Genomic DNA, 23,131 nt, shown 5'->3' on the forward strand with positions numbered 1-23,131 from the left:
GGCTTCTGGCGGACGGGGACGGACTGTGGTCCCCGGGGCGCGTCCTGGCAGTCCGGTCAGTCGCGGCCCCGGTCCGCGAACTGCCCGGGGGCACGGCCTTCACCGGCGGGGCCGCGGTATGCCTGGGCGATGTCCAGCCAGCGGTCGGCCTCCTCGCCGACGGCGGTCAGAGCCAGGTCGTCGCGGTGACGTCGGCGGGTCACCAGGAGACAGAAGTCGTGGACGGAGCCGGTGATCTTCTGGCGGGCGTCCTCCGGGCCGGAGACGAGCAGTTCGCCGGAGGGAGAGGTGAGTTCGAAGCGGAACGCCTCCCCAGGAGGCGTCAGGCCCCGGGCCAGGTAGCCGAAGTCGCGGGTCAGGAAGGCGAACCGGGCCAGGTGGCGGAGCCGGTCGGTGGGTTCGCGGTGTACACCGAGAGCGTCGGCGATGTCCTGTCCGTGGCCGAAGAGTTCCATGATCCCGGCCGAGGCGAGCACGGCCGGCGGCAGCGGGTTGACCAGCCAGGGCACCACCGTGTCCTCCGGTACGGCCGCCAGTGCCTCGACGGAGGCGTCGCCCTCGGTACGGAAGCGGGCGAGGAGTTCGGCCGGCGGGTGGCCGTTGAACTGCCGGAGGGCGGCGTTGACGGCCCCGTCGAAGTTCTCCGCGGCCTGGGCTGTGATGTCCTTGAAAGCGTCCGGGTCGGCAGCCGCCGTCCTGGCCAGCCGGAAGATGAACGTCAGGTGGGCGACCTGGTCGGCGATGTTCCAGCCGGGCGCGGGGGTGGGTTTCCTCCAGTCGGCGTCGTCGAGGCCCCGCAGGAGCGTCTCGACCTCGTCGATGTCGGTGGCCAGAGCCTTCAGCACGTCGTTCGGGGTGTCCACGGTCTGTCATCTCCCTGAGTCGATTTCGTCAAGCAATTCACCGGAGCCGTCGAGTTCCTCGACGTTGCCGGCCGGTTGTGTGTGATCGCGCCGGCGAGAGGTCAGGCGGACGCGGGGAGCAGGGGCAGCGAGTTCTCACGGCCGCCTCGCCGGCCGTTGGGAGTCGGGGCACCGTAGGAGACCGCTACGCCCCTGCGCTGGGCGGCCGCCACGATGCCGGGCATCGCGCGCTCGGCGACCGCCGCGATGGTCATCGCCGGGTTGACGGTGAGCGCGCCGGGAACGGCGGAGCCGTCGGTGACGAAGATGCCGGGGTGGCCGCGCAGTTCGTTGGTGTCGTCGAGGGCGGAGGTGTGCTGGTCGTCCCCCATACGGCATGACGCCAGCGGGTGCACGGTGTAGGCGCCGACCAGGTCGTTGGTCCACGGCATCACCCTGGCCAGGCCGTCCTTCTCCAGGATCTCCTTCACCTCGGCGTCGGACTGCCGCCAGCCGTGCCAGGTATTGTCCGTCGGCCGGTACGTCAGGCTGCCGCGGCCGAGCATCTGCTGCGAGATGCGGTGCGCGTTGCCGGTCGCGGGCGGCGGACCGAAGACGCCCTCGTTGTCGTCCTCGGTCATGGAGAAGATGGTGAGCCAGGACTTCCAGTTCCTCAGGATCTCCCTCTTCTCCCTGCCGAACCAGGCGGGGCCGGTGGCACCCGGCGCCTGGGCGAGGATCGTCCCCAGGCCCGGCGGGAAGTACAGCTGTTCCAGGGAGTAGCGGGAGTACTCCGGCAGCGAGCCGTCGAGCCTGTCCCAGCTGGCCACGGTCGGACCCCTGCCGATCGCGTTGGCGCCGTAGGGCAGCTCCCCCTCGCCGCGGGACAGTCCCAGCAGTTCGGCGACCTTGTCCTCGTTGAGGATCGCGGTGTTGAGGCGCTCGCCGTTGCCGGAGAAGTAGCGTCCCACCGCGTGCGGCATCCTGCCCAGGTGCGCCTCACTGCGCTGGAGGATGACGGGGGTCGCGGCGGCGCCGGCGGCCATCACCACGATCTTCGCCTCGATCGTGCCGGACCCGTTCCGCAGGCGGTAGTCCTCGTCGTGGACGATGTTGTAATGAATCCGATAACCGCCCTCGGTGGTCCGCTCCAGGTACTGCACCTCGTGCAGGGGGCGGATCTCGGCTCCGTGGGCGATGGCAGCCGGCAGGTAGTTGGAGGTGAGGGAGTGTTTCGCCTCGAAGCGGCACCCGGCCATCATGAAGTTGCAGTTGACGCACTTGGAGTTGTCGATCGCGACGGCGAGCGGATTGGCGGTGCGGCCGGCGCGATGACAGGCGGCCGCCCACAGCCCTCCCGCGTACGAGACGTCCTCCCAGCCCTGTCTGCTGACCGACAGGGACTCCTCGACCCGGTCGTACCACGGTTCCAGGGTGTCGCGGCTGACGGACTTGGGCCACATCCGACGACCGATGGCGCCCTTGCGCTCGAAGACGAAGCGCGGAGCCCGCGGCATGGCCGCGAAGTACACGACGCTGCCGCCGCCGACGCAGTTGCCGCCCAGCACGCTCATCCCGTCGCCGACGACGAAGTCGAAGACGCGTGTGTAGGAGGAGCCGAGTTTGTAGTCGTGCTCGAAATCCTCGCTCTCCAGCCACGGGCCGCGTTCCAGCACGGTCACCTTGGCGCCACCGGCGGCCAGGTGGTATGCGGCGACAGCGCCGCCGAATCCACTGCCGATCACCAGAACATCGGTCCGCTCGGTCGTCTCGCTCATGCTGGGCTCCCTGAGGGTGTGGTGGCGGGGTGCGGTCGTGCGAGCTCGCGTCCGTACCCGAAGTCACGGAAGCGCCACAGGCCGTCCGCGTCGGGGCTGGTGATGCCCATGGCCTCCAGCCCCGGGTGGCCGTCCCGCAGCGCGTCGGCGGTGTGCAGGTGCGCGGCCGAGTCGAAAGCCATGTTGCAGAAGAGCGACAGCAGTACCCAGAACTCCTTCTCCGGGTGGCCGGGACGGGTCAGTCGTGCGACCACCTCCGCGCGGTGCTCGTATTCCAGCGCCACGAAGGCGGGTACGTCCGGGGCGAGCCGCATGCCGGTCTCCTCGGCGTAGGCCTCGGCGTGCCCGTTGACGAGCTGCGCCAAGTCGTCCAAACTGGCGCTGATGCCGGTGGCGTCCCATCGCAGCAGCTCCAGGGCTCCGGCCGCCACCGCTCCACCGCCTGTGACGACGCCGGCCACGGCCCGGTCTCCAGGCCATCGCTTCTCTCCCGGGACGATCGTGTCCGCGTAGGCCTCAAGGGTGAGCGACACGTCGTCCGCCACGTTTTTCGTCGGCGCATTCGATCCATCCCGCTGCAACTCGACCTCCGTCGGTGAGTGGGGACTGATTGCTGGTGTCAGGGAGACGTTAGAGCTGCTGAGTCTTTTCGGGCAACTGCCTGTCCCCTTTCGGGAGAACGCCGAGTCTCTTGAAGCAACTAGCCGAAGTCGAAGCGTCGTTCCGCTGCCCAGGCGAACAAAACAGTCGGCCAGTACGGTCTCTTCGGGCGCGTTTGCTGTTCGCGGCCACGGTTTACCGCGAAGCGTTCCGACATGCCGAAGGGCAATTCGTTCTCATCTTGGGGGAGAGTTGGAAAGCGTCGACAGAACCCCGTCTCTGCCGCACGAATTCACACACAGGGTGCGGATCGGGGAGCTACTCCCAGCCGACTCACCACGTCTGAACGGTGTCGACGAGACTCATGTCCACCGACTTGCCGAAGTGTACGCAAGCCTTCCGCCCGTCCTTGTCCACCGCACGACGATGCGGGTAGTAGACGGAATGCACCGGGTAGCGGCGGCGATCCTGAAAGGGGCGGAGTTCGTCGAAGTCCGGTATTTCGACGGAGCGGAGGAGGATGTTTTCCTGCGGGCGGTCACGGCCAACGTCTCCCACGGGCTGCCGCTGTCGGTCGCGGACCGCAAGGCGGCCGCCCTCCGGATCTTCGGCACCCATCCGGACCTGTCGGACCGTGCCGTCGCCGCCTGCGTCGGTTTGGACGCAAAGACCGTGGCCGCCGCACGCAGGCGTTCAGCCGGGGATTCTCCTCGGTCGAACAACCGCGTCGGTTCCGACGGAAAGACCTACCCCCTGGACCGCACAGCCGAGCGGATACACGCCGCGCGGCTCATGACCAGCCGTCCGGACCTTCCGCTGCGGGCCATCGTCAAGGAGACGGGACTCTCTTTGGGGACCGCGCACGATGTACGGCAGCGGCTGCTGAGAGGAGAGTCGCCCGTTCCCGTCGGCCGTAGGCAGCCACGCGGGAAGACCTCGCCGGAACCGGCCGCCGATGAGGAGGACACCACCGTAGAGGGCACGATACGCCTCCTGCGCGAGCAGGACATGCCCGGCGGCGACTTCCCGGTCCGGGCCGGCCGGGCCCGTCTCGCGGTGGAGACGCTGCACAAACTCGCCCGCGATCCGTCTCTCCGCCACACCGAGTCCGGCCGTCACCTGCTGCGCTGGCTCCACGCACACTTCGTGGTGGACGACTCCTGGCGGCAGTACGCGGACGCCGTTCCGCCTCACTGCTCCGCCACCGTCGCGGAACTGGCCCTCCAGTGCTCCGGAAGCTGGAAAAGGTTCGCCGACGAACTGTCCGGGCGGCTGACCGGAAGAGCCTCATCCTCATAGCCGCGTGCACTTTCGAAAAGCCGAGAAGACGTCTCACTCAACAACAGGGGGAAACGGTGCCCACCACCGCTATCGAGCACGCCGTTCGCCGGGTTATCGACGACATGCATGCCAACCTCGGCCAGGAGCTGACCATCGACGAGATGGCACGTACGGCGATGTTCAGCAAGTTCCACTTCACTCGCGTTTTCAGGGATGTAACAGGCATATCCCCCGGTCGTTTCCTCTCCGCCCTGCGTCTGCAGGAGGCCAAGCGCCTGCTGCTGGAAACCGATCTCAGTGTGGCCGACATCAGCAGTCAGGTCGGATACAGCAGCGTCGGTACCTTCAGTTCGCGTTTCAAGTCCTGTGTGGGTGTCTCCCCGAGCATGTTCCGGGCGACGGACGGGTTCGCACCCGAGCTTCGGGAGGGAAGGACGACCACCGCGCAGGACTCCACACGTGCCGTACTGCGCGGCCGGGTGTGGCTCCCGGAGGACCGCTCCCCGGGGTATTGTTTCGTCGGCCTCTTCCCCACCCCGGCACCCCAGGGCCGACCGGTGCGCTGCACCGTCCTGGAGCGCCCCGGGGCCTTCGAGCTGGCGGACATCCCCGCCGGCTCCTGGCATGTCCTCGTGCACTCCGTTCCGTACGGTCACGAGCACCTGTCCTCGGGCGCCGATCGCAAGGCCGTCGTCTCCGTCGGGCGGTACGGTCCGGTCACCGTGCACGCCGACACGCTGCTGATGCCGGCCGACATCGTCCTGCGCCCGCTGGACATCCAGGACCCGCCGGTGCTGATGGCCCTTCTCGACATGCGCACGAGCGCACTGCGGGCGGTGGCGGGCTGACATCTCCACCGCCGGAGGACGGAAGGCCGACCGGGGGAAACCCCGCGGCCGGCCTTCCGCGTGCGCCCGCGTCCCGTCACCGCGCGCCCCTGACCGTCATCGGCAGCCCTCCGCGCATCCGCAGGGAAAGCATCGGCTCCGCGACCGCCGTGTGCCCCCGCACGACGGACAGGTCGAGGTCACGGGTGACCAGCGCCGTGACGAAGACGGCCTCCATCATCCCCAGGCTGCTGCCGACGCAGAACCGGGGACCCGCGCCGAAGGGGATGTACGCGTACCGGGGCCGGCTGGCGCTTCGCGACGGATCGAACCGCCCGGGGTCGAACCGCTCCGGCTCCTCCCAGAACTCCGGGTGACGGTGGAGCGTATAGGGACACACCAGCACATCAGCCCCCGCCGACACCGTGTACCCGCCGACCTCGTCGCCGCGCCGTGCGACCCGGGGCAGGACCCACACCGGCGGATACAGCCGCATGGCTTCCTGCACCACCTGAGTGGTGTACGTCAGCCTCCGCAGATCGTCCGCCCCGGGTGCGCGGCCGCCCAGGACGCTCCCGGCCTCCTCGCGCACCAGGTCCCGGGCGTGCGGGTGCACCGCCAGCAGGTGGAAGACCCAGCCCAGGGTGCTCGCCGTCGTCTCGTGCCCGGCCAGCAGCAGAGTGACCAACTCCTCCCGCAGCAGCCGGCGGCCCGCGCGGGGGTCGGTGTGACGGCGCGCGGCGAGGATCATCCGTGCCAGCGCGTCGTCGGCGCCGTCCTCGTCGTCCATGCGCGAGGAGCGGTCGGCCACCAGCGTGTCGACGATCCGGACCAGTTCCCCGCGGGCCCGGCGGAAGCGCCGCTGGACTGGCAGCGGCAGCCACGAGGGCACCAGGTCCTGGGTGGCCATGTCGAACATCGCCTGATCCTGCACGGCCTCGAAGGCGTGCGCGATGGAGTCGTAAGCGTGCAGGTCGGTGTCGAGCAGGGTGCGGCCCAGGACCCCGAGGGTGAGACCGGTGACCTCCTCCAGGACATCGACCGGCCCCTCCTTCCCCCGGGCCCTCAGCGATGCGACGAGCCCGGCCGCCTCCTGGGCCACGGCCTCGGCCTGGGCGGTGATGCGGGCCGGTCTGAAGGCGGGCTGCACGTTACTGCGCTGGGCGCGCCACAGGTCACCCTCGCTGGTGAGCAGTCCGTCGCCCAGGACGCTCCGGGCCTGCACCAGGCCGATGCCCTTGCGGTAGTTGGCCGCGTTGTCGGCCAGCACGTGCTTGGCGTGCTCCGGGCGGTTGAAGACGTACAGCTTCCTGGGACCCATCACCACCCGTACGGCGTCGCCCAGCGCGGCCGCGTCCCGCACCATCGCCAGCCGGTCCACGGCGAACTTCCTCAGCAGCCCGGGCAGGGCCGCCGCCGGCGGCCCGGGCGGGTAGACACTCATGCCGCCGCCTCGGGCGCCCGCGTGGCCAGACCGCGCAGGCACCCGCGGTGGAACAGCAGCGCACCCCGGTCGGGGAGGTCCTCCTCACGGAGTACCTCCCCCAGGTAGATGGTGTGGTCACCGCCGTCGTACTCCCGCCACTTCTCGCACTCGAAGTACGCCGCGGCCCCCGGAACGAGAGGAGCGTCGCAGGCCAGACCCTCCAGACGGCCGAACGCCTCGAACTGGCCGGCGCCCATCGGCCGGGACCGGTCGGCGAAGTGCCGGGCCACGTCCTCCTGGCCGGCGCCGAGTACCGAGACCGAGAAGGTCCGTGAGTGGGCGAGGGTGCGGTGCATGACCGCGTCCTTGCCGACGCAGACCAGGACCAGCGGGGGAGCGAGCGAGACGGAGGTGAAGGAGTTGGCCGTCATGCCCCGCGGGGCGTCACCACCGACCGTGACCACGGTCACGCCGGTGGCGAACGCCCCGAAGGTTCGTCTCAGCCGTGCCGGATCCCCGGCCCGGGAGCGCTCCGGCGGCGATACGGCGGGTGAGCTCATGCCGTCCTCCCCGCCAGCACCCGGGCCCGGGCCGTGTACGGCTCCAGTGCCCGGGCCAGCGCGTCGGGTATGGGTGAGGGGACGGTGGCGGTGTTCGGTCCGCGCATGCACGCGATCCGCTGCCTGCCCCGGGCAACCAGCGTCTCGGTGCCGTCCTCGGTCACCTTGACGTAGTCGAAGGTGAACTCCAGTTGCGTCCCGCCCAGTTCCGACAGCCGCATACGGACGGAGAGTTCGTCGAAGGCGGTGATCTCGGCGAAGAACTCGCAGTCCACCTTCAGCGTGAACAGCTTCAGGTCCTCCTGGACATCGGCGAGGACGTCGGGGGCCTTCTGCTTGAGGAACAGCTCGCGGCAGCGTCCCTGCCACCGCAGGTAGTTGACGTAGTAGACATTTCCGACAAGGTTGGTTTCCTCGAACCCGACCGTGTGCCGGTACTCGAAGTAGTCGTCCGACATGGCCTATGACCGCCCTTCGGTGAGTTCCGGTTCGTGCGTGAGGAATGCGAAGACGACGGGTTCCAGACTCTCCCTGAGAGCGGTTACGAAGGTCGCGATCCGCAGTCCGCCCGCGGTGAGGAGCACCCAGGCGTCCTTGTCCGGGGGCAGCACTGTCAGCGGGGCGCCGGCCATGACCCCGGCCTTCCGCAGGCACTCGACGGCGCTCCACACCCGGGTGGCGGCGGTGTCGGGCGCCTCACCGGTCTCCTTGGCGACCAGTTCCGCCACGGCCGCGTGCTCGCCGAGCAGGCCTTCCCACTCCTCCGCCGGGCGCATGCGCACGGCCTCGACGTCGCAGGCGACCTCCGTGTCCGCCACCGTGCTGAGGGTGATCCCCGGGCCGTGTGCGGCCGACAGGTACCGGCCCTCGTCGATCTCCGGTCGTCCGTCCGGCCGGTGACGTACGGTCACGGGGCCCTCCAGGGCCCGGGAGGCCGCGGCCGAGGTGAACGCGCGGCGTTCGGCCACGGACCCGGCCGGGGCGTCGCCGTGCGGCTCGACGGCGACCGCGACGCGGACTCCGAGTACATCCTCCAGCCTCCGCTCCAGGTAGGGCCCCAGCAGAGGTGCGGCCCAGGGCCCGGAACCGTCGTTCTTGCGCACCGCGTGGAGGGTCAGGCCCTCCCACCGCTCGACGACGGTGCCGTCGGTGTCCCGGACCGCGATGTCGTACACATAGGTGTCACCGTCACGGCTGCGCTCGACCGCGCAGTAGCGCAGTTCCTGCGGGACGTTCGGGCCGGCGCCGAGCGGGTGGATGCGCTCGACGCCCGAGGGCAGCAAGGTGGCGTCGGGAACGCACACCTGGTTGCCGTGCATCAGCGCGTCGCGCATGCCGGGATCGGCCAGCAGCAGCTCGCCCGGGAGGAAACCGGCGAACCAGCCCTGCGGCCCCCGTACCTCCACGGTCGCGTCCACATGGCGCGCCGCGGCCCGGTGGAAGCGGCGCAGCCGCTGGAAGCGCTCCCCCTGGAAGAGGATGCTGCCGTACAGGTCGGCCGCCGGGTCCAGCGGGACCTGCGAAGTGCCCGGGGCGGTCTGCAGGGGCGGGCCGTCCGGTACGGCGGCGCCGGAGTAGACCAACCGGGCGCGGAAGTGCTCCGCCGCGAAACCGGTGTCCTGGGCGTGGACGGCGACATCGACGGTATCGGCGCCGGTGACGGCCGCGGCGACGCGGATCGTGGCGCTGCCGTTCGGCGGAACCACGATGGGCCGCAGGAAGCGGGCGTCCTCGATCACCGGCGTACCGGTCCACCCGGTGGCCGCGGCCGCGACCTGGACCATGGCCTCCATGCCCATGACGGCGGGCATGAGGAGGTTGCCGTCCAGCAGGTGATCGGCGAGGTAGGGGTCGGTACCCGCGTTCAGCTCGACCTCGGTGACCAGTTCCACCCCGTGGTAGCGGATCAGGGGGTTGCCGGTGAACCGCAGCAGCGGCAGGGGCGGCAGGTCGCGCCGGACCGTCTCGATGCCCTCGGTACGGCCGCTGACGACCGTCACCACGGGCGCGTCCGGGTCGCAGACCAGCCGCCGCAGGATCTCCACGCCCTGGTCCGGGGAGACGGGTGTGATGCCCTCACGGGCGAGCGACTCGACGACCGAGAGCTTCTCGCCCATGCCGACCCCGGACCACACCGACCACTCCACGCAGCGGGCGCGGAGCCGCGGGTGGGCACGGGCGACTTCCTCGGTGAGGTCGGCCAGCCACTCATTGGCGGTGGCGTAGTGGGCCTCGCCCCGCAGGCCGGCGCGGCCGATGATGCTGCCGAAGGTGACCAGCAGCTTCAGGTTGCCCGGACCGACTGCCTCCAGCACGGTCCGCAGACCGTCCACCTTGGGCGCGAAGGTACGGCGGAAGTCGGCCGGCTCCAGTGTGTGCAGCGGCCCCGGCTCGTTGCGCCCGGCACCGTGCAGCAGGCCTGTGACCGGGCCCAGCTCCCGCTCCAGTTCGGTGACGGCGGCGCGGACCTGGTCCGGTTCGGTGACATCGGCGCGCGCGTAGCGCACGGTCACGCCGTTGTCGGCCATCCGCCCCAGGTTGTCGGCCAGCTCCCGGTCCGAGGCGGGGTCGGAGCGGCCGAGCACGGCCAGCCGCGCACCGCTGTCCAGCGCGAGCGACAGAGCGCACTCGGCGGAGATGCCCTTGCCTCCACCGGTCACCAGAAGAACGTCCGAGGCACCGAGCGGGGTGTCGGAGCGCTCCGCCTGGACGGGCAGGGCCCGCAGCGTCGGTACGCGGCGCACCCCGTCCACGCCGTAGTGGACCTCGGAGAACCGGTTGGTCGCGGCCACCTCGGCCACGACACGCCCGACCGCACCGTCCTCCATGGCGGTGTGGACGACTGTCGTGCGCAGCTGCGGTGCCTCCTGGTGGAGCGTCTTCGCGAGTCCGGCCGCACCCCGGCCGTCCTGTACCAGGACGAAGCGCCGGTCGCGCTCACCGGCCAGGGATTCCTTCGCTCCGGCGAGCGCCCGCTCGATCTGTTCCGGGGAGCACTTCGCGGGCAGGCACACCAGCACCCCCGGACCGACTCCGGCGCGCTGGAGGGCCTCGCGCAGCTCCCCGGCCACCGGATGGTCCTTCGGCGCGAACAGCTTCCAGGCCCCGTCGGACCCGGGGCCGGCGGCCCGGGGCAGCGGCACCTCGTCCAGGTCCACGGCGAACGGGCGCGCCCACGAGGCGGCGCCGACGACGGCCGCCGCCTCACCACCGCCGTCCTGGCCGCTGGTGGCGGCCAGCGTCTGCAGCGCCTCAGCGAGTTCGGCGAGTGTCGCGGTGGCGAAGTTGGTCGGTACCCGGGCCGCCTCGATGCCCAGGCGGGAGGCGGCCTGGTTGACGATCTGGCCGACCGTGATGGAACTCATGTGCAGGTCGTCCAGAAGCCTGCTGTCGTCGGCGACGAGGTCGGCGGGCAGCTCGGCCCGCTCGGCGACGAGACCGCGCAGCACCTCGAGGGCCGGCGCGCCGCCCGTGTCCGCATGCTCCGCGGTCACGGTCACGGTCACGGTCGCGGCGGCGGCCTCGGCAGTCCCGTCGGTGGCCGCAGCGGTTGTGTCCTCGGCCCGGACCGGCTGTCGGGCGGGCAGATCCACTCGCGGCGCCTGTTCGCAGGGGTTGGCCAGGAAGCTGAACTCCTGTCCCACCTCCAGCGGCCGGACCAGCCGGTCCTGGAAGAGCCGCTCACCGGCGACGGGCGCGCCGACGACGTAGGCGGCGCCGACCGCACCCAGCAGTCCGCGCAGCGACTCGTCGTCGGTGTCCAGCGCGACGGACGGGACGCCGGTGGCCGCCGTCGCCAGTGAGCTCAGCACCCGTCCCGGACCGACCTCGACGAACAGGTCGACGTCCTGGGCGGCCGCGGTGACAGCCTGGGTGAACAGCACGGGGTCGGTGATCTGCCGCCGCAGCAGGCCAGCCAGGTCCGTGTCGCGTGCCAGCTCCCCGCCGGTGACGGTGGAGACCACCCGGGCACCCACCTCGCCGAGGCGGGCGCCGGCGAGCCAGTCGCCGAAGGAGCCCGCGGCCGGCGCCACCAGCGGGGAGTGGAAGGCGTGGGAAACCGCGAGCCGGGTGCAGCCGACCCCCGCCGCGGCGGCGCGGCCGGCCACCTCCTCGACCGCTTCCACCGGTCCGGCCACGACGGTCTGCTCGGGGCCGTTGTACCCGGCGACGACGACGGGCAGCCCCTCGGTGAGCCGCTCGGCCTCCTGCGGACCGGCCACCAGCGAGGCCATGGTGCCCGAGGCGCTGTGCTCGGCCATCGCGCGGCCGCGGACCCGGGCCGCCTCCAGCAGGGTCTCCTCGTCCAGCGCGCCGGCCCAGTGCAGGGCGGACAGCTCGCCCAGGCTGTGGCCCAGGGCGACGGTCGCCTCCACCCGCAGGGTGTCCAGGACACGCAGCCCGGCCGCCGAGCCGGTGGCGATACGCGGCTGGGCCACGTCGGTGGCGACCATGTCGCCGGTGGCGGGCAGGTCGGCCATGTCGTAGACCTCCGCCGCCTCGGGGAAGCGGCGGCGCAGCGCGCCGCCGCCGGTGCCCCTGCCCGAGCCCTGCCCGGGAAAGAGGAAACCGATCCGGCCGCGGCCGGTGGCGTGCCCCAGGAAGCCGCGGCCGTCCGGGGAGAAGTGCGTGTGCTCGCCACCGTCCAGGATGTCGGCCAGGCTCCGCAGCCGGCGCTCGGCGTCCTCCGGGGAGGAGGTCACGACCGCGGCGCGGTACGGCAGGCCCCGCAGCCGGTTCTGGAGCGTGGCGGCCAGGTCGGCGACCTGGGCGTAGGAGACCTCGGCCACGAAGTCGGCGACCTCGGCGATCCGGGCGCTCAGGGCCGCGGGCGAGTCGCCCTCCAGCAACAGCAGTTCGCAGTCCTGCGCGGAGCGCGCCAGCGTGACGGAGCGTCGGTCGGGCGCCGTACGCCGACGGGCGGCGGGTTCGTCCAGCACGACGTGGGTGTTGATCCCGCCGAATCCCATGGCGGTGATGGCCGCGCGCCGCGGCGTGCCCTGCGGCCAGGCCTCGGCCGTGCGCAGGGCCCGCAGGTTGGCCTGCTCGCCGGTGAGCAGCTCGTGCGGCTCGACACAGCCGATGGCCGGGGGCAGGACCTGGTTGTCGACGGCCATCGCCGACTTGATCAGACCGGCGATGCCGGCCGCTGCCTTGGTGTGGCCGATCATGCCCTTGATGGAGGTGATGGCCGCGACCGGGACCTCGGGGTTGACCGCGGCCCGGGCACTCATCAGCGCGGACAGCTCGGTACGGTCGCCGACCGCGGTGCCGGTGCCGTGGCCCTCGAACAGCGGCACGGTGTCGATGCCGAACCCGGCCCGCTCGTACGCCCTGCGCAGGGCGAGCCGGTAGCCGCTCACCTCGGGGCGGGTGATGCCGCCCTGGCCGTCGGAGGACACGCCCCAGCCGGCGATCGTCGCGTAGATGCGGTGGTTGCCCGCCAGGGCGTCCTCCTCCCGCATCAGCACGACCATGCCGCAGCCCTCACCGGGCCAGAATCCGTTGGAGCCGCGGTCGTACAGACGCATCTCGCCCTTGGCCAGGGCTCCGGTCTTGGCGAAACCGATGATCTCGAACGGGTCGATCGACAGGTCCACCCCGCCCGCGACGGCGACATCGATGTCACCGCTCAGTAGCGAGGTGCCGGCCGTGGTGACCGACAGCAGCGAGGAGGAGCACGCGCCGTCCACGGTGTAACCGCCGCCGCCCAGGTCGAAGTGGTTGCAGACCCGGCCGGCGATGGTGTTGGCCAGCCCCCCGGCCAGCGTGTCCTCGTCGACGGCCGGGAAGGGTTCCTTGTAGGCGGTCTCCACACCGGCCAGGAACTCCGAGACCCGGTCGTCGTCCCAGTCCTGCTGGCCCCTGAGCGCCTCGGCCATGACGCGGCGCACGTACGGCCAGCGCAGCCGCATCACGTTGGCCCGGGCGAACTCGCCGGTGAGGGTGTTGCCGACCACGACACCGGTACGCTCGCGAGGCAGCCCCTGGCCGCCGGTGAACCCGGCGTCGGCCAGGGCTCGTCCTGCGGTGTCCAGGGCGAGCCAGTGGGTGAGGTCGGTCGAGCGGTAGGTGCTGCCCGCGATCCGGTGGGCGACCCGGTCGAACTCGTACCCCTCCAGGACCGCCGCGTTGCGCGCGTAGAAGCGGTCGGGGGCGGCGGGATCGGCGTCCCAGTAGTCTTCCAGGCGCATGCGCACCTCGGGCAGCCGACGAAAGGCCCGGCGCCCGGCGACGGCGTTGTCCCACAGCTCGCGGGGGCCGGCGGCGTCGGGATAGCGGCAGGCCATGCCGACGATGGCGATCCTGGTCATGCCGCCACCCCGACCTTCTGCGGAGCGGACTTCGCGGCGGGCTCGGCCGGGCAGACGCACTCGCCTGCGCAGCCGCCGGCGCACTCCCCGGCGGCGAATCGTTCGGGGGACAGTTCTCCGGCGCCGATCTGGTCCGGTGCCGCGGGGTCCTTGTGCTCGCGCTCCTGGGCACGCCCGCGCTCCAGGATGTCGACCGTCCACAGGTGGGCGCCGCGGACCAGGCAGACCAGGGCGGTGGCGAAGAAGATGCCGTAGGCGACGCTGAGCGCGGTGAGCACGCCGTACGCGGCCGCGACGCCGCCGCCGAAAGCGATCTGGCCCCATTTGGAGGACGGGGTGGTCCCCGGATCGGTGATCATGTAGTTGGTGAAGAGCACGAACGCCACGCCGGTCGTCATCGCCAGGGCCGCGGGGATGGAGGTGTCGAACAGCAGGCCTCGGACGACGGCCTGCAGGACGTAGCCGCCCACCCAGGCGAGGATCAGCCACATGCGCTCGGTGAGCTTGGCGTTGAGCATCGTGCCCAGGACGATGATGACGGCCGGGACGAGCCAGTCGAAGCCGCCGTCGAGGTACTCGGTGAAGTGGTAGGGCGGGGCGATGCCTCCCCAGGGGAAGAGCAGCAGGATGACGGCGATGCCGAAGTTCGACGGGTTCATGAAGTGCCGCATCCGGCCGCGTACCGGCGCGCGCAGCACCCACTTGGTGCCCACGGCGACAATGACGCCGAACACCATGACCCATACCTGGTCGTTGACGTAGGTGAGCATGTTCACCGCCAGGGCGGTGATGTGGGCCGGGTAGAGGAACTCCATCAGCCCGCGGGGGCCGTTGCCACGGAACCGGGGCGCCCGGCCCTCGGAGCGGGCACCGATCGCCTCTAGGACGATCTCCACCGTGTAGGCGGCGGCCAGGGCGATGAACGGCCAGGTCCACGGCTGCTCGAAGCCCAGGACGGTGTAGCCGAATATGTTGAGCACGGAGATCGAGATCGCGAACCGGCGCAGGGCCGTGACGACCTTCGGATTGTGGCGCGGAGCGGCCGGCGCCTTCTGCTGTGCGGACATGGGGTCACTGCTCCTTGGCCTGGGTTCCGAGCTGGATGCTGTGGCGGCCGGGGGACAGACGCAGCCGCTGCTCGTGTACGTCGCCCGTGCGGTCCCGCCAGGTCAGCCGGACATCGACCGGGCCCCGGACGTCGTGGCCGAGGCCGATGTGCACCTCGGAGCTGCGCTTGCCGGAGTGGCCGCCGCCGCCGTCGACGCGACTGACGCGTTCGGTCCCGCCGGGCAGGGTGACGCGGACCTCCGCGCCGACCGCGGGCGAGCCGGAGGGGCGGGTGAGCCGGAGCCCGAGGTAGGCGCCGGCGTCCTCGCCGACGTTGTGGTAGAAGCCGGGATCGCCCCACTGGTGGGCGACCGCGAGGTCGAGGCGCCCGTCGCCGTCGACATCGCCGGTGGCGATGCCCCGGCTGGGGACGGGGACGGCGAGGCCGAGCGCGGGAGACAGGTCGGTGTACCTGCCGTCCTCGCCCTTGGCGAACAGGCGCATGGTCTGGCTTCCGGCGAGGTCGTCGCCCTCTTGGACGTTCGGCCACCAGGTGGGGTTGGAGATCAGCGCGTCGTTGGCGGTGGCCAGCTCCTGCAGTTGCGGCCAGCGGTTGTTCTTGCCCTTGACGAAGCCAAGGGCTTGGGCGATCTCCAGTACACCGTCGTTGTCGAAGTCGGCCGTCTTCACGTCCCAGCCCCAGCCGGACCATGCGAGACCGAGGTCGGTGCTCCGGTCCTCGAAGGGCGCCTCGCCGTCCTCCAGACGGGCTCGCACCTCGGCTCTGCTGCCGGCCGTGCCGATGAAGGCGAAGTTGGACTCCTGGATGCCGAACGAGGTGGTGATGTTGCTGACGAACATGTCGTACAGGCCGTCGTTGTCCAGGTCGCCGAAGTCGACGCCCATGCCCTTGAAGGAACTGCGGCCGATCTCCTTGGACTTGGGCACGGTGCCCGAATGGACGGACTTGACCTGGGCGAACTCGATGCGGCCGGGGCGGGAGGTGTTGTGCAGCAGGGCGGAGGTGCCGAAGTCGTGGGCCAGGTACAGCTCCGGCAGCCGGTCGCCGTCGAGGTCGGCGGCGGACACACCGAGCGTCCACCCGTGGCTGATGCTCTGTGGCAGGGAGCCGTCGGTCTTCTCGTAGCCGTGCTCGGTCCACCGGAAGAAGTGGCCGCCGCCGCCGTTCTGGGCGTGGGAGAGCGAGTCGTTCATCACGACGTCGCCGTCCTTGGACGGGTCCAGGACGGGACTGTCGGGGAAGTAGTTGCCGATGAAGATGTCGTCGTGGCCGTCGCCGTCGAAGTCGGCGACGGCGGCGGCGTTGGAGTTCCACAGCGGGCCGGTGTACCGGGGGCCTTCTTTGCCGGGCAGGAGCTCGGTGGGGCGGAAGGAGCCGGGCGCGAGGCTCTTGCCCTTGCCGTCCCCGCCCTCGTCCTCGTCCTCGTCCTCGGCGAGGAAGACGATGGGAGTGCGGCCCCAGTAGTACACGAGCAGATCGGTGGCGCCGTCCTCGTTGAAGTCGCCGGGCACGCACCCCATCGGCGCCATCGTCTTGTCGACCGGTAGCGGGGCAGGGTCGAGGGCGAAGGGCCGGTAGGCGACTTCCCGGTTGGGCGAGGGTGTCACGACGACCTGGTCGGTGCGCGGGTCGGTGATGCACAGGTCGTTGGCCAGCCCGTCACCGTCCACGTCGTTCATGGCGATGCCCGCACCGACCGAGGAGATCCAGGCGTCGATGTGCTCGTACGCTTTATTGACCTTGCGTATCGTCTTCTTCTCGAACCCGGCCGGCATGGCGACCGTCATCGGTTCGAAGGAGAATCTGTCCGCGATTTCCGCGGTTTCGGCAGCGGATGTCTCGGGGATACGCACCGCGTAGAACGTGCCTGCCATAAGCGCGAGGGCGGCGACTCCCGCCAAATTCTTGCGCAGCCATCCGGTTGCTTCTTTCACAGGTCGGCACCTTTCCGGGGAATCGATGTAGAAGCGATCTCGGCGGCGATGTCCCGGCGCCATGTCTCGTAGGAGGGGACACCGTCGTGGCCGCTATGCGCGGGCCTGCGGTCGACACACACCCGCGCCGCCCGCTCGGGTGTCGTGCCGCACAGCACACGGGTGGCCAGGTGGGTGTGCGCGATCGTGGTGCCCGCCCTGTCGCGGGCCTCGGCGGCGAAGGCGGCGCCCTGGGCCAGTTGGAGGCGGTGCTCCCCGGCCCGTTCGGCGAACCGGAGCAGCTCCTCCTCGTCGGCCGCGCCGGCGTAGGTGGCGGCCAGCCCCGCGCCGGCGTACAGGTCACCGCGGCGGTCCTCGGGGTAGGAGGCGATCAGGTCGGTGACGATGTCGGGGTCGGTGCCGCCGACGAACCACAGGGCCCGGCCGATACCCTGGTCGATCACCTTGGCCGAGTAGTCGTCCGGACCGCCCGCCCATCTGAAGGAGTGCCGCACATGCGGGGTGCGGACGTAGGAATCGGTACGGAAGTACGCCTGGTGGAATCCGTAGCCGTCCAGGATCAGCCATCGCAGCAGCGGATCGGTGCGCTCCACGGCGGGCCACAGGAACCTCGGCAGGCGGGCCATGGCCCAGCCGACGCCGACGTAGACCATGTAGATGTGGCGGCCTCCCCCGCCGGCGAGAAGACCCTCCAGCCTCCCGCTGTGCCCCGGCAGCGCGTCGTGCACGGCGGCTCCCATGCCGGCGCCCTCGTAGGCGAACCCGCGGTAGGCGCGGGGGACGGATTCCAGCATCTCCTCCGCCTCGGCCACGGACCGCGCCTGTACCGCGTAGCCGTATCCCTCCAGGAAGGTTCGGCCGACCCTCTCCAGCTGCTCTTGCGCCTGACGGTTCTTCCGATGGAATCCGCGCTTTTCCAGCGTCGTCTCGGAAACGGAAGGAGTGAGAATGCGGCGCCTCAGCGCACCGAAGATCGTGGACAACTCAGTAAACCGCCCCTCGTGGAATATCCCTTAAATGACGGGTTATTTCGAATCTATCCAGGGAGGGTGGACGGGCGTCTACTCCGTAGTTGCTCAAACCATGGCGCAGGCCAGTCGTCCGCGCACGTGCCGGCGCCAGAGCTCGTACTCCGGTATCCCGCCCGCCCCGGACCGGGGTGCCGCGCAGTCGTCGGCCAGCCGGGCGGCCGCCTCGACGTCGAGGTCCGCGAACACCCGGGTGGCGGTATGGGTGTGCTCGGGCACATGACCGGCATGATGGCGTGCCTTCGCGGCGAACACGGCCCCCTGGCCCACGTGCCCGCGGGCCTCCCCGGCCGCGTCGCGCAGCGCGGCGAGGCTCGCGGAGGTGCTCCCGCCCGCGTAGGTGGCGGCCAGTGCGACACCGCTCCACAGGTCCGCCCGGCGGCGGTCGGCGAACGCGCTTACGGCGGCGCGGACACGGTCGGCGTGTCCGCCGTGGATGAACCACAGGGCCCGGCCGATGCCCTGGTCGACCGCGCGCGGGAAGTAGCCGCGGTCGCCTTCCCAGGGATAGGCCCGGGGCGTCCACTGCGCGTCGACCCAGCGGCTGGTGTCGAAGTAGGCTCGGTCGAAGCCGTATCCGTCCACAGCCAGCCAGCTCATCGCCGGGTAGTACTCGGGTCCGGTCAGCGCGGGCACGGCCTTCCGCCACAGCGGCCGCGGCAGACGTGCCATGGCGAAGCCGATACCGATGTAGTTGAGGAAGACGTGCGGCCTGCCGCCGCCCCTCATCAGATCCCGGGTCCGGTGGCCGCCCGGACCCATCGCGTCGCGGATGACACAGGCCATCGTGGCGCCCTCGTAGGCGAACCCTCTCACTCCGGGCTCGACCATGGACAGGCGGCGTTCGGTGTCGGCCAGGTCGCGGTCCCCGATACCCCACTCGAAGCCGCAGACGACCGCCTGCGGAACGGCCTCCAGTTGTCGGGTCCTCTCGGTGGCCTCCACCGGGAACCCCCGGCCCGCGAAGCTCACCTCCCCCAAGGACGGAGCCATCACCAGTCTGCGCATCGCTCCCAGCACGGATGCCACGATCGCCCTCCTGTCACGGATCGCTCCGCCTGTGGCGGAGGGCCCATCGTGGTGCGCCGGGGGCGCGCCGGGCATCTTCGGGAGTGCGCAGGAGGGCGTGTTCGAGCCGGATCGGCCGGTGTTCAGGAACGGGTGAGCATGTTCAGCCCCGACACGGGCGTCGCACCTCCACCTCCTCGTCGTACACCCGGCGGCCGCACTCGGAGCACCTCAGCTCGACGTGGACGGTGCCGTCGCAGCCGAGATGATCAACCCTGCGCTGCGAACCGAAATCCGGGGGCAGGTTCCGGTCGCCCCACTGCATCAGCGCGACGACCGCCCTGGTCAGGTCGCGTCCCGCGGGGGTCAGCCGGTACTCGTACCGGATGGGCCTGTCCTGGTAGGGGACCCGCTCCATGACCCCGTACTCGACGAGCCGGGCGAGGCGTTTGGCCAGGACGTTCCGGGCGATGTCCAGGTGCTCCAGAAACGTGTCGAAGCGCTTGACGCCCAGCAGTGCCGAGCGGACGATCAGAAGCGTCCAGCGCTCGCCGACCACCTCCAGGGTTCGAGCCAGATTGCAGTTCTGCCCCTCGTACGTGGTTCTGAGCATTCGCTTACCCTAAATGATCAGTTCCAGGGGTGCCTGCGGAGACGAGCACGAGGAACGAGAGCTTCCAGGATCGCTGTGCGCCGGGCCGGCCCGGCTCCTTCGACAGGCGCGGCCCGGTCAGGCGGCGGTCGGCAGCGACCGCCCCGGCGTCTCCGGTCCGTGGAGCCGGCTGTAGGCGTATGCCGCCGACACAAGGGTCATGTGATGATGCCAGCCGGGGTAGGAGCGTCCCTCGAAGTCGAGCAGGCCGAAGTCCTCCATGCGCCGAACCGACTCGGACGTCCGCCGCAGTGTCCGCACCAGCGCGAGTCTCTCCTCGACCCTGGAGTGTGTGAGGCTGGTGAGCCACAGTTTGGGGGGGCGGCGGTCCCCTGCGGAGCGTACCGCGAACAACTGGTAGGTGCGTGGCGGCTGGGAGTCGTCCATGAGTGCCGTAGGCAGGTGCACGAGGCTGGACATGACGGTCGTGCCGCGCTTGTGCCCGGAGTCGGAGGGCACCTTCTCCAACTGGAACAACCCGCCGGTGTCGAATTGGAAGATGCTGCGTGCGGAGAGCGCCAGACCGTGATCACCGGGGCCGTTGCGCCGCTGGACCTTCAGGTGGCGGCCGAGCACGATCTTGAAGTTGTCCGGCACGGCGACGGCGAAACGACAGTCGCGCAGAGCGAGCCCGCGCACCAGATCGGCTGCGCCGGGAGAGGCTGACAGGTCCGCCACGACCGGTACGGGAGCCGCGCGGCTGACCGAGGTCAGGGCATCGAGCAGATCCAGGACGTGGCGCTCGGCCGACCCACCGTGGATGTCGTCCGGGATGCGGGCGCGTTTACGGCGCTGCGGATCCTTGCTCCAGGAACCGGGCAGCATCAGACGCCAGTCGACGGGGACGGACTCCTTCGGTGTGGCCAGGAAGGCACCGACGCCCACCTGGCATGTGACCGAGCGTCCGGTGGAGGGGACGAAGCGTCGATGCACGCCGCATGAGTGCTCCCCGCGCTTGCGCAGCACCGCCAGATCCACGACCCACGCCTGCGTCCGCGCCCGGCGCTCGACCCAGCGCACCAGCTCTTCCCGGACGGGTGCCCAGTCCCACGGACTGGCGTTGACGAACTGATGCAGCGACTGGAACGCGGTGGGCGAACCCGAGACGGAGGCGAGGCGCCGCACCGACTTCTTGCCCGGGGTGGTGAGCAGACCCCACAGGTAGGTCCGCGCCCACCTGCGCTGATCGGTCCGCGGCAAGTACTCGAAGATGTTGTCGGCGAACGCGGACACCGAGTCCAGAGGGTTTGTCAAGGCGGGCGTGGTCATGGCGTGGCTTCCCTCCCTGTGGCAGGCCGCAAGCTGGCGCGCGCCAAAAGAATAGCGAACGTTCTCTTTTTTTGTGACCCCGGAAAGACGTTCTGCGACTTTGCCAACTCACGCCTCACGCCGCGGGCCGGACCGGGAGTCCGGCTCGCGGCCGGGTGGAGGCCTCACGGTGCGAGGGAGGAGCTTCCCCGGGGCACGTTGTATGCCGTCGCACTCACGTGCCGTCCCTACATGACGAAGACTTCTTCCCGCGTTTCCTCAACGGGAACGTGACCGTGGTGAACGCAGGGAAGACCGGTCCGCGGATCCGTTGCACCTTGGGCAAGTCGGTATTGCCCGGTGTCCCTAAGCCGAGCAAGGTGTTCGCTTAAAATAGGAAGTGGACCACCAGGAGAACGGAGCGGTGCCTTGCAGTTAGGAGACCCCCGTGTGGCTGTCGGCGAGCGCTCACCCGGAGTCGGCATGGTGAAGCAGCAGAGAGCCCTACGGACACGCGCCGTCGTACTCAAAGCCGCCGCAGACGCGTTCGACCGCGGTGGTTACGACGGTACCTCTCTGTCCCAGGTCAGCAAGGCCGCAGGCATGTCGGTTGGTGCGCTGACCTTTCATTTCTCCACCAAGGCCGACCTGGCCGATGCCGTCCAGGAAGAAGGCTGGATGGCCACACAGGCCGTCCTGGACCGTGTCACCGGCAGGCAGGTGCCGGCCCTGCGCGCCACCATCGAGATCACGCTCGAACTCGCGCGTCTGATGGAGGAGAACGTGGCTGTGCGTTCGGCCGTCCGTCTCATGCGGGAACGGCCCACCGCCTCGGCGTGGTCGGACCGCTGGCTGCCGGTCGTGCGGGAACTGCTGGACGAGGCGCACCGGTCCGGCCAGATCTGTGAGGACGCGCTGCCGGCGGACGTCGCGACGCTGGTGGAGCACCTGACGAGCGGAGCCGAGGTCTACACACGCGAACGATGCGGCACGGGCACCGGCCACCAGAGCGCCGTCGGCCGGCTGGAGCGGGTATGGCACCTGGCACTGAAAGGCGTCTGCGCTCCCGATGCCTCCCTCCGGACTCTGGTGGGGGCGCAGCGTCCGGCACACACCGCCTCGTCGGAGTGAACGACGAGGCGGCTTCCGGCGCTGCTCCGTCCGGCCCAAAGGCCGGCATCCGTCCGCGGCGCGCGGACCATATGGACCTCAGGTCCACCAACCGCATCAGCACGGGAATCTCGGTGGAGAACCGGACGAACTGCCGATAAACAGGTGATGACGGCGCGGGCGAGCGGCTTCTCCGACTTGCGGTGGAAGCACATTCCGTCCTTGGCCACCCCGGTGTTATCCGTGATTTCGCCGATGTCGGCACCGTTGTATCCGCGCTCGTCGGAGATTTCCGCCGCAACGCGGAGAATCACCTCTCCTGTCTTCGTCGCCCGTTTCTGTCTCGGTTCGGTCATCCGGTGACCCCGGTCTCTCCCTCGACAAAAAAAACGAGCGCCCTTATTTTACGGATTGGCCCCTACAACCGGTAGCGCGGGGGCGCCACGTACGCACGTCCCAGGGGAGAGGCATGCCTACCGCCGAAGAACGCTCCGTTTCCGCGAGACCTGCCCCGACCACCGCAGTGGCCGAGAAGTACGTACACAGAGCCGCCTTCTCCGAGGTTTCCCTCACAGAGTGGGACAAGGTCGGGCAGGATGCCTTCACGGTCACCGCCCGGTGGCCACGCATCCACAGCTTCTACGACACCGGGCACGGCGTGCACGACCCGCTGCTGCTCTGCGAGACGTTCCGGCAGAGCGGTCTGCTGCTCGCCCACTCCGCGTACGAGATCCCCTCCGGCCACCAGGTCAGTTGGTCCCGCCTGCAGTACGCGGTCAACCCGCAGGCACTGCGCGCGGAGAACACACCGGCCGAGATCGGGTTGTACGTCACATGCACCGGCATCCACTACCACCGCCCTCCGGCCGCCTCGATGACGATGCGTATCGAGGCCGTCCGCGACGGCTCTCTGCTGTCAGTGGCCACCATAGTCTTCGGGCTGCACTCCCCTCCCGTGTACGAACGTCTCCGGTCCGGCCGGTGTGATGCGGCCCGAGTGTTCGCCGGCGCCCCGGCCCCCGTGCCTCCTGTCGCGGAGGAGATGACGGGGCGCACCAGACCCCAGGACGTGGTCCTCTCCCCCACCTCCGAGGACTGGCGCTGGCAACTGCGTGTCGACACCACACACCCCGTCCTCTTCTACCACCCCGTCGACCATGTGCCCGGCATGCTCCTGCTCGAGGCCGTGCGTCAGGCCGCCCACGCGCTGGAACCCTCCACCAGGGCGACGGTGCCGACCGCGATGGATGTCTCCTTCAGGCGCTACGTGGAGTTCGACGAACCGTGCTGGATCGAGGCCGAGACCGGGCCCAGGGAAACCAGCGGCTGCAGGTCCGTCCGTGTCAACGCCATCCAAAGGGGCAGCATCGCCCTCACCGCGACCGCCGAGATGACCACCGTCTGACAGGCACCCGATCGCTATCGGGTGAGGTCCGGTGCGCGGACCGGTCCGC

At 70.3% G+C, this 23,131-nt stretch carries 17 protein-coding genes; 4 read left to right on the forward strand and 13 right to left on the reverse strand.

Going from position 1 to position 23,131, the window contains the following annotated elements:
- Window positions 1-56 precede the first annotated feature (56 nt).
- The 3 genes from LJ221_RS01870 to LJ221_RS01880 all read right to left on the reverse strand — a co-directional run bounded on the left by LJ221_RS01870 (window position 57) and on the right by LJ221_RS01880 (window position 3,165).
- Entirely contained in the window at window positions 57-863 is an 807-nt protein-coding gene (locus LJ221_RS01870) for a TIGR03084 family metal-binding protein (RefSeq protein ID WP_241713132.1), read from the reverse strand.
- A 101-nt stretch (window positions 864-964) separates the two neighbouring features.
- On the reverse strand, window positions 965-2,620 hold the full coding sequence (locus LJ221_RS01875) for an FAD-dependent oxidoreductase (protein ID WP_241713133.1): 1,656 nt from the start codon (window positions 2,618-2,620) through the stop codon (window positions 965-967).
- Window positions 2,617-3,165, reverse strand: coding sequence for a DUF5987 family protein (locus tag LJ221_RS01880; protein ID WP_241713135.1), 549 nt, complete (start codon window positions 3,163-3,165; stop codon window positions 2,617-2,619). The genes LJ221_RS01875 and LJ221_RS01880 overlap by 4 nt, the downstream gene beginning before the upstream one ends.
- 334 nt (window positions 3,166-3,499) lie before the next feature.
- On the opposite strand from LJ221_RS01880, the gene LJ221_RS01885 reads away from it, so the two are divergent.
- Entirely contained in the window at window positions 3,500-4,519 is a 1,020-nt protein-coding gene (locus LJ221_RS01885) for a ParB/RepB/Spo0J family partition protein (protein WP_374228349.1), read from the forward strand.
- Window positions 4,520-4,575: 56 nt separating this feature from the next.
- Window positions 4,576-5,349 carry a helix-turn-helix domain-containing protein gene (locus LJ221_RS01890; protein ID WP_241713137.1) on the forward strand — a complete coding sequence of 258 codons (774 nt, stop codon included), beginning with the start codon at window positions 4,576-4,578 and terminating at the stop codon, window positions 5,347-5,349.
- Between the two features lie 76 nt (window positions 5,350-5,425).
- On the opposite strand, the gene LJ221_RS01895 is transcribed toward LJ221_RS01890, so the two are convergent.
- The 10 genes from LJ221_RS01895 to LJ221_RS01940 all read right to left on the reverse strand — a co-directional run bounded on the left by LJ221_RS01895 (window position 5,426) and on the right by LJ221_RS01940 (window position 20,588).
- Window positions 5,426-6,772: a cytochrome P450 gene (locus tag LJ221_RS01895; protein ID WP_241713138.1), complete on the reverse strand. Its 1,347-nt coding sequence runs from the start codon at window positions 6,770-6,772 to the stop codon at window positions 5,426-5,428.
- Entirely contained in the window at window positions 6,769-7,314 is a 546-nt protein-coding gene (locus LJ221_RS01900; protein WP_241713139.1) for a flavin reductase family protein, read from the reverse strand. The genes LJ221_RS01895 and LJ221_RS01900 overlap by 4 nt, the downstream gene beginning before the upstream one ends.
- Complete coding sequence (locus LJ221_RS01905; RefSeq protein ID WP_241713140.1) at window positions 7,311-7,772, reverse strand: thioesterase family protein; 462 nt, start codon at window positions 7,770-7,772, stop codon at window positions 7,311-7,313. Before LJ221_RS01905 ends, LJ221_RS01900 begins: the two co-directional genes overlap by 4 nt.
- Window positions 7,773-7,775: 3 nt before the next feature.
- The gene (locus tag LJ221_RS01910; RefSeq protein ID WP_241713141.1) at window positions 7,776-13,628 is read right to left on the reverse strand and encodes a type I polyketide synthase; all 5,853 of its coding nucleotides are present in this window, start codon (window positions 13,626-13,628) and stop codon (window positions 7,776-7,778) included.
- Window positions 13,625-14,695 (reverse strand): enediyne biosynthesis protein, encoded by a 1,071-nt coding sequence (locus LJ221_RS01915; RefSeq protein ID WP_241713142.1) that lies wholly within the window; start codon window positions 14,693-14,695, stop codon window positions 13,625-13,627. The genes LJ221_RS01910 and LJ221_RS01915 overlap by 4 nt, the downstream gene beginning before the upstream one ends.
- Before the next feature lie 4 nt (window positions 14,696-14,699).
- Window positions 14,700-16,571: a CRTAC1 family protein gene (locus LJ221_RS01920; RefSeq protein WP_241713158.1), complete on the reverse strand. Its 1,872-nt coding sequence runs from the start codon at window positions 16,569-16,571 to the stop codon at window positions 14,700-14,702.
- Window positions 16,572-16,627: 56 nt separating this feature from the next.
- Window positions 16,628-17,614, reverse strand: a complete 987-nt coding sequence (locus tag LJ221_RS01925) for a DUF1702 family protein (protein ID WP_241713145.1) — start codon at window positions 17,612-17,614, stop codon at window positions 16,628-16,630.
- A gap of 93 nt (window positions 17,615-17,707) precedes the next feature.
- Entirely contained in the window at window positions 17,708-18,688 is a 981-nt protein-coding gene (locus LJ221_RS01930) for a DUF1702 family protein (RefSeq protein WP_241713147.1), read from the reverse strand.
- A gap of 142 nt (window positions 18,689-18,830) precedes the next feature.
- Window positions 18,831-19,280 (reverse strand): helix-turn-helix domain-containing protein, encoded by a 450-nt coding sequence (locus tag LJ221_RS01935; protein WP_241713149.1) that lies wholly within the window; start codon window positions 19,278-19,280, stop codon window positions 18,831-18,833.
- Between the two features lie 117 nt (window positions 19,281-19,397).
- On the reverse strand, window positions 19,398-20,588 hold the full coding sequence (locus tag LJ221_RS01940) for a transposase (RefSeq protein WP_241713151.1): 1,191 nt from the start codon (window positions 20,586-20,588) through the stop codon (window positions 19,398-19,400).
- Between the two features lie 429 nt (window positions 20,589-21,017).
- On the opposite strand from LJ221_RS01940, the gene LJ221_RS01945 reads away from it, so the two are divergent.
- Together LJ221_RS01945 and LJ221_RS01950 are read left to right on the forward strand one after the other, a co-directional pair.
- Entirely contained in the window at window positions 21,018-21,698 is a 681-nt protein-coding gene (locus LJ221_RS01945; protein ID WP_308314698.1) for a TetR/AcrR family transcriptional regulator, read from the forward strand.
- A 448-nt stretch (window positions 21,699-22,146) separates the two neighbouring features.
- Complete coding sequence (locus LJ221_RS01950; protein WP_241713153.1) at window positions 22,147-23,082, forward strand: ScbA/BarX family gamma-butyrolactone biosynthesis protein; 936 nt, start codon at window positions 22,147-22,149, stop codon at window positions 23,080-23,082.
- Window positions 23,083-23,131 lie beyond the last annotated feature (49 nt).

The organism is Streptomyces sp. CNQ085, from assembly GCF_022614595.1.
Taxonomy (GTDB): domain Bacteria; phylum Actinomycetota; class Actinomycetes; order Streptomycetales; family Streptomycetaceae; genus Streptomyces.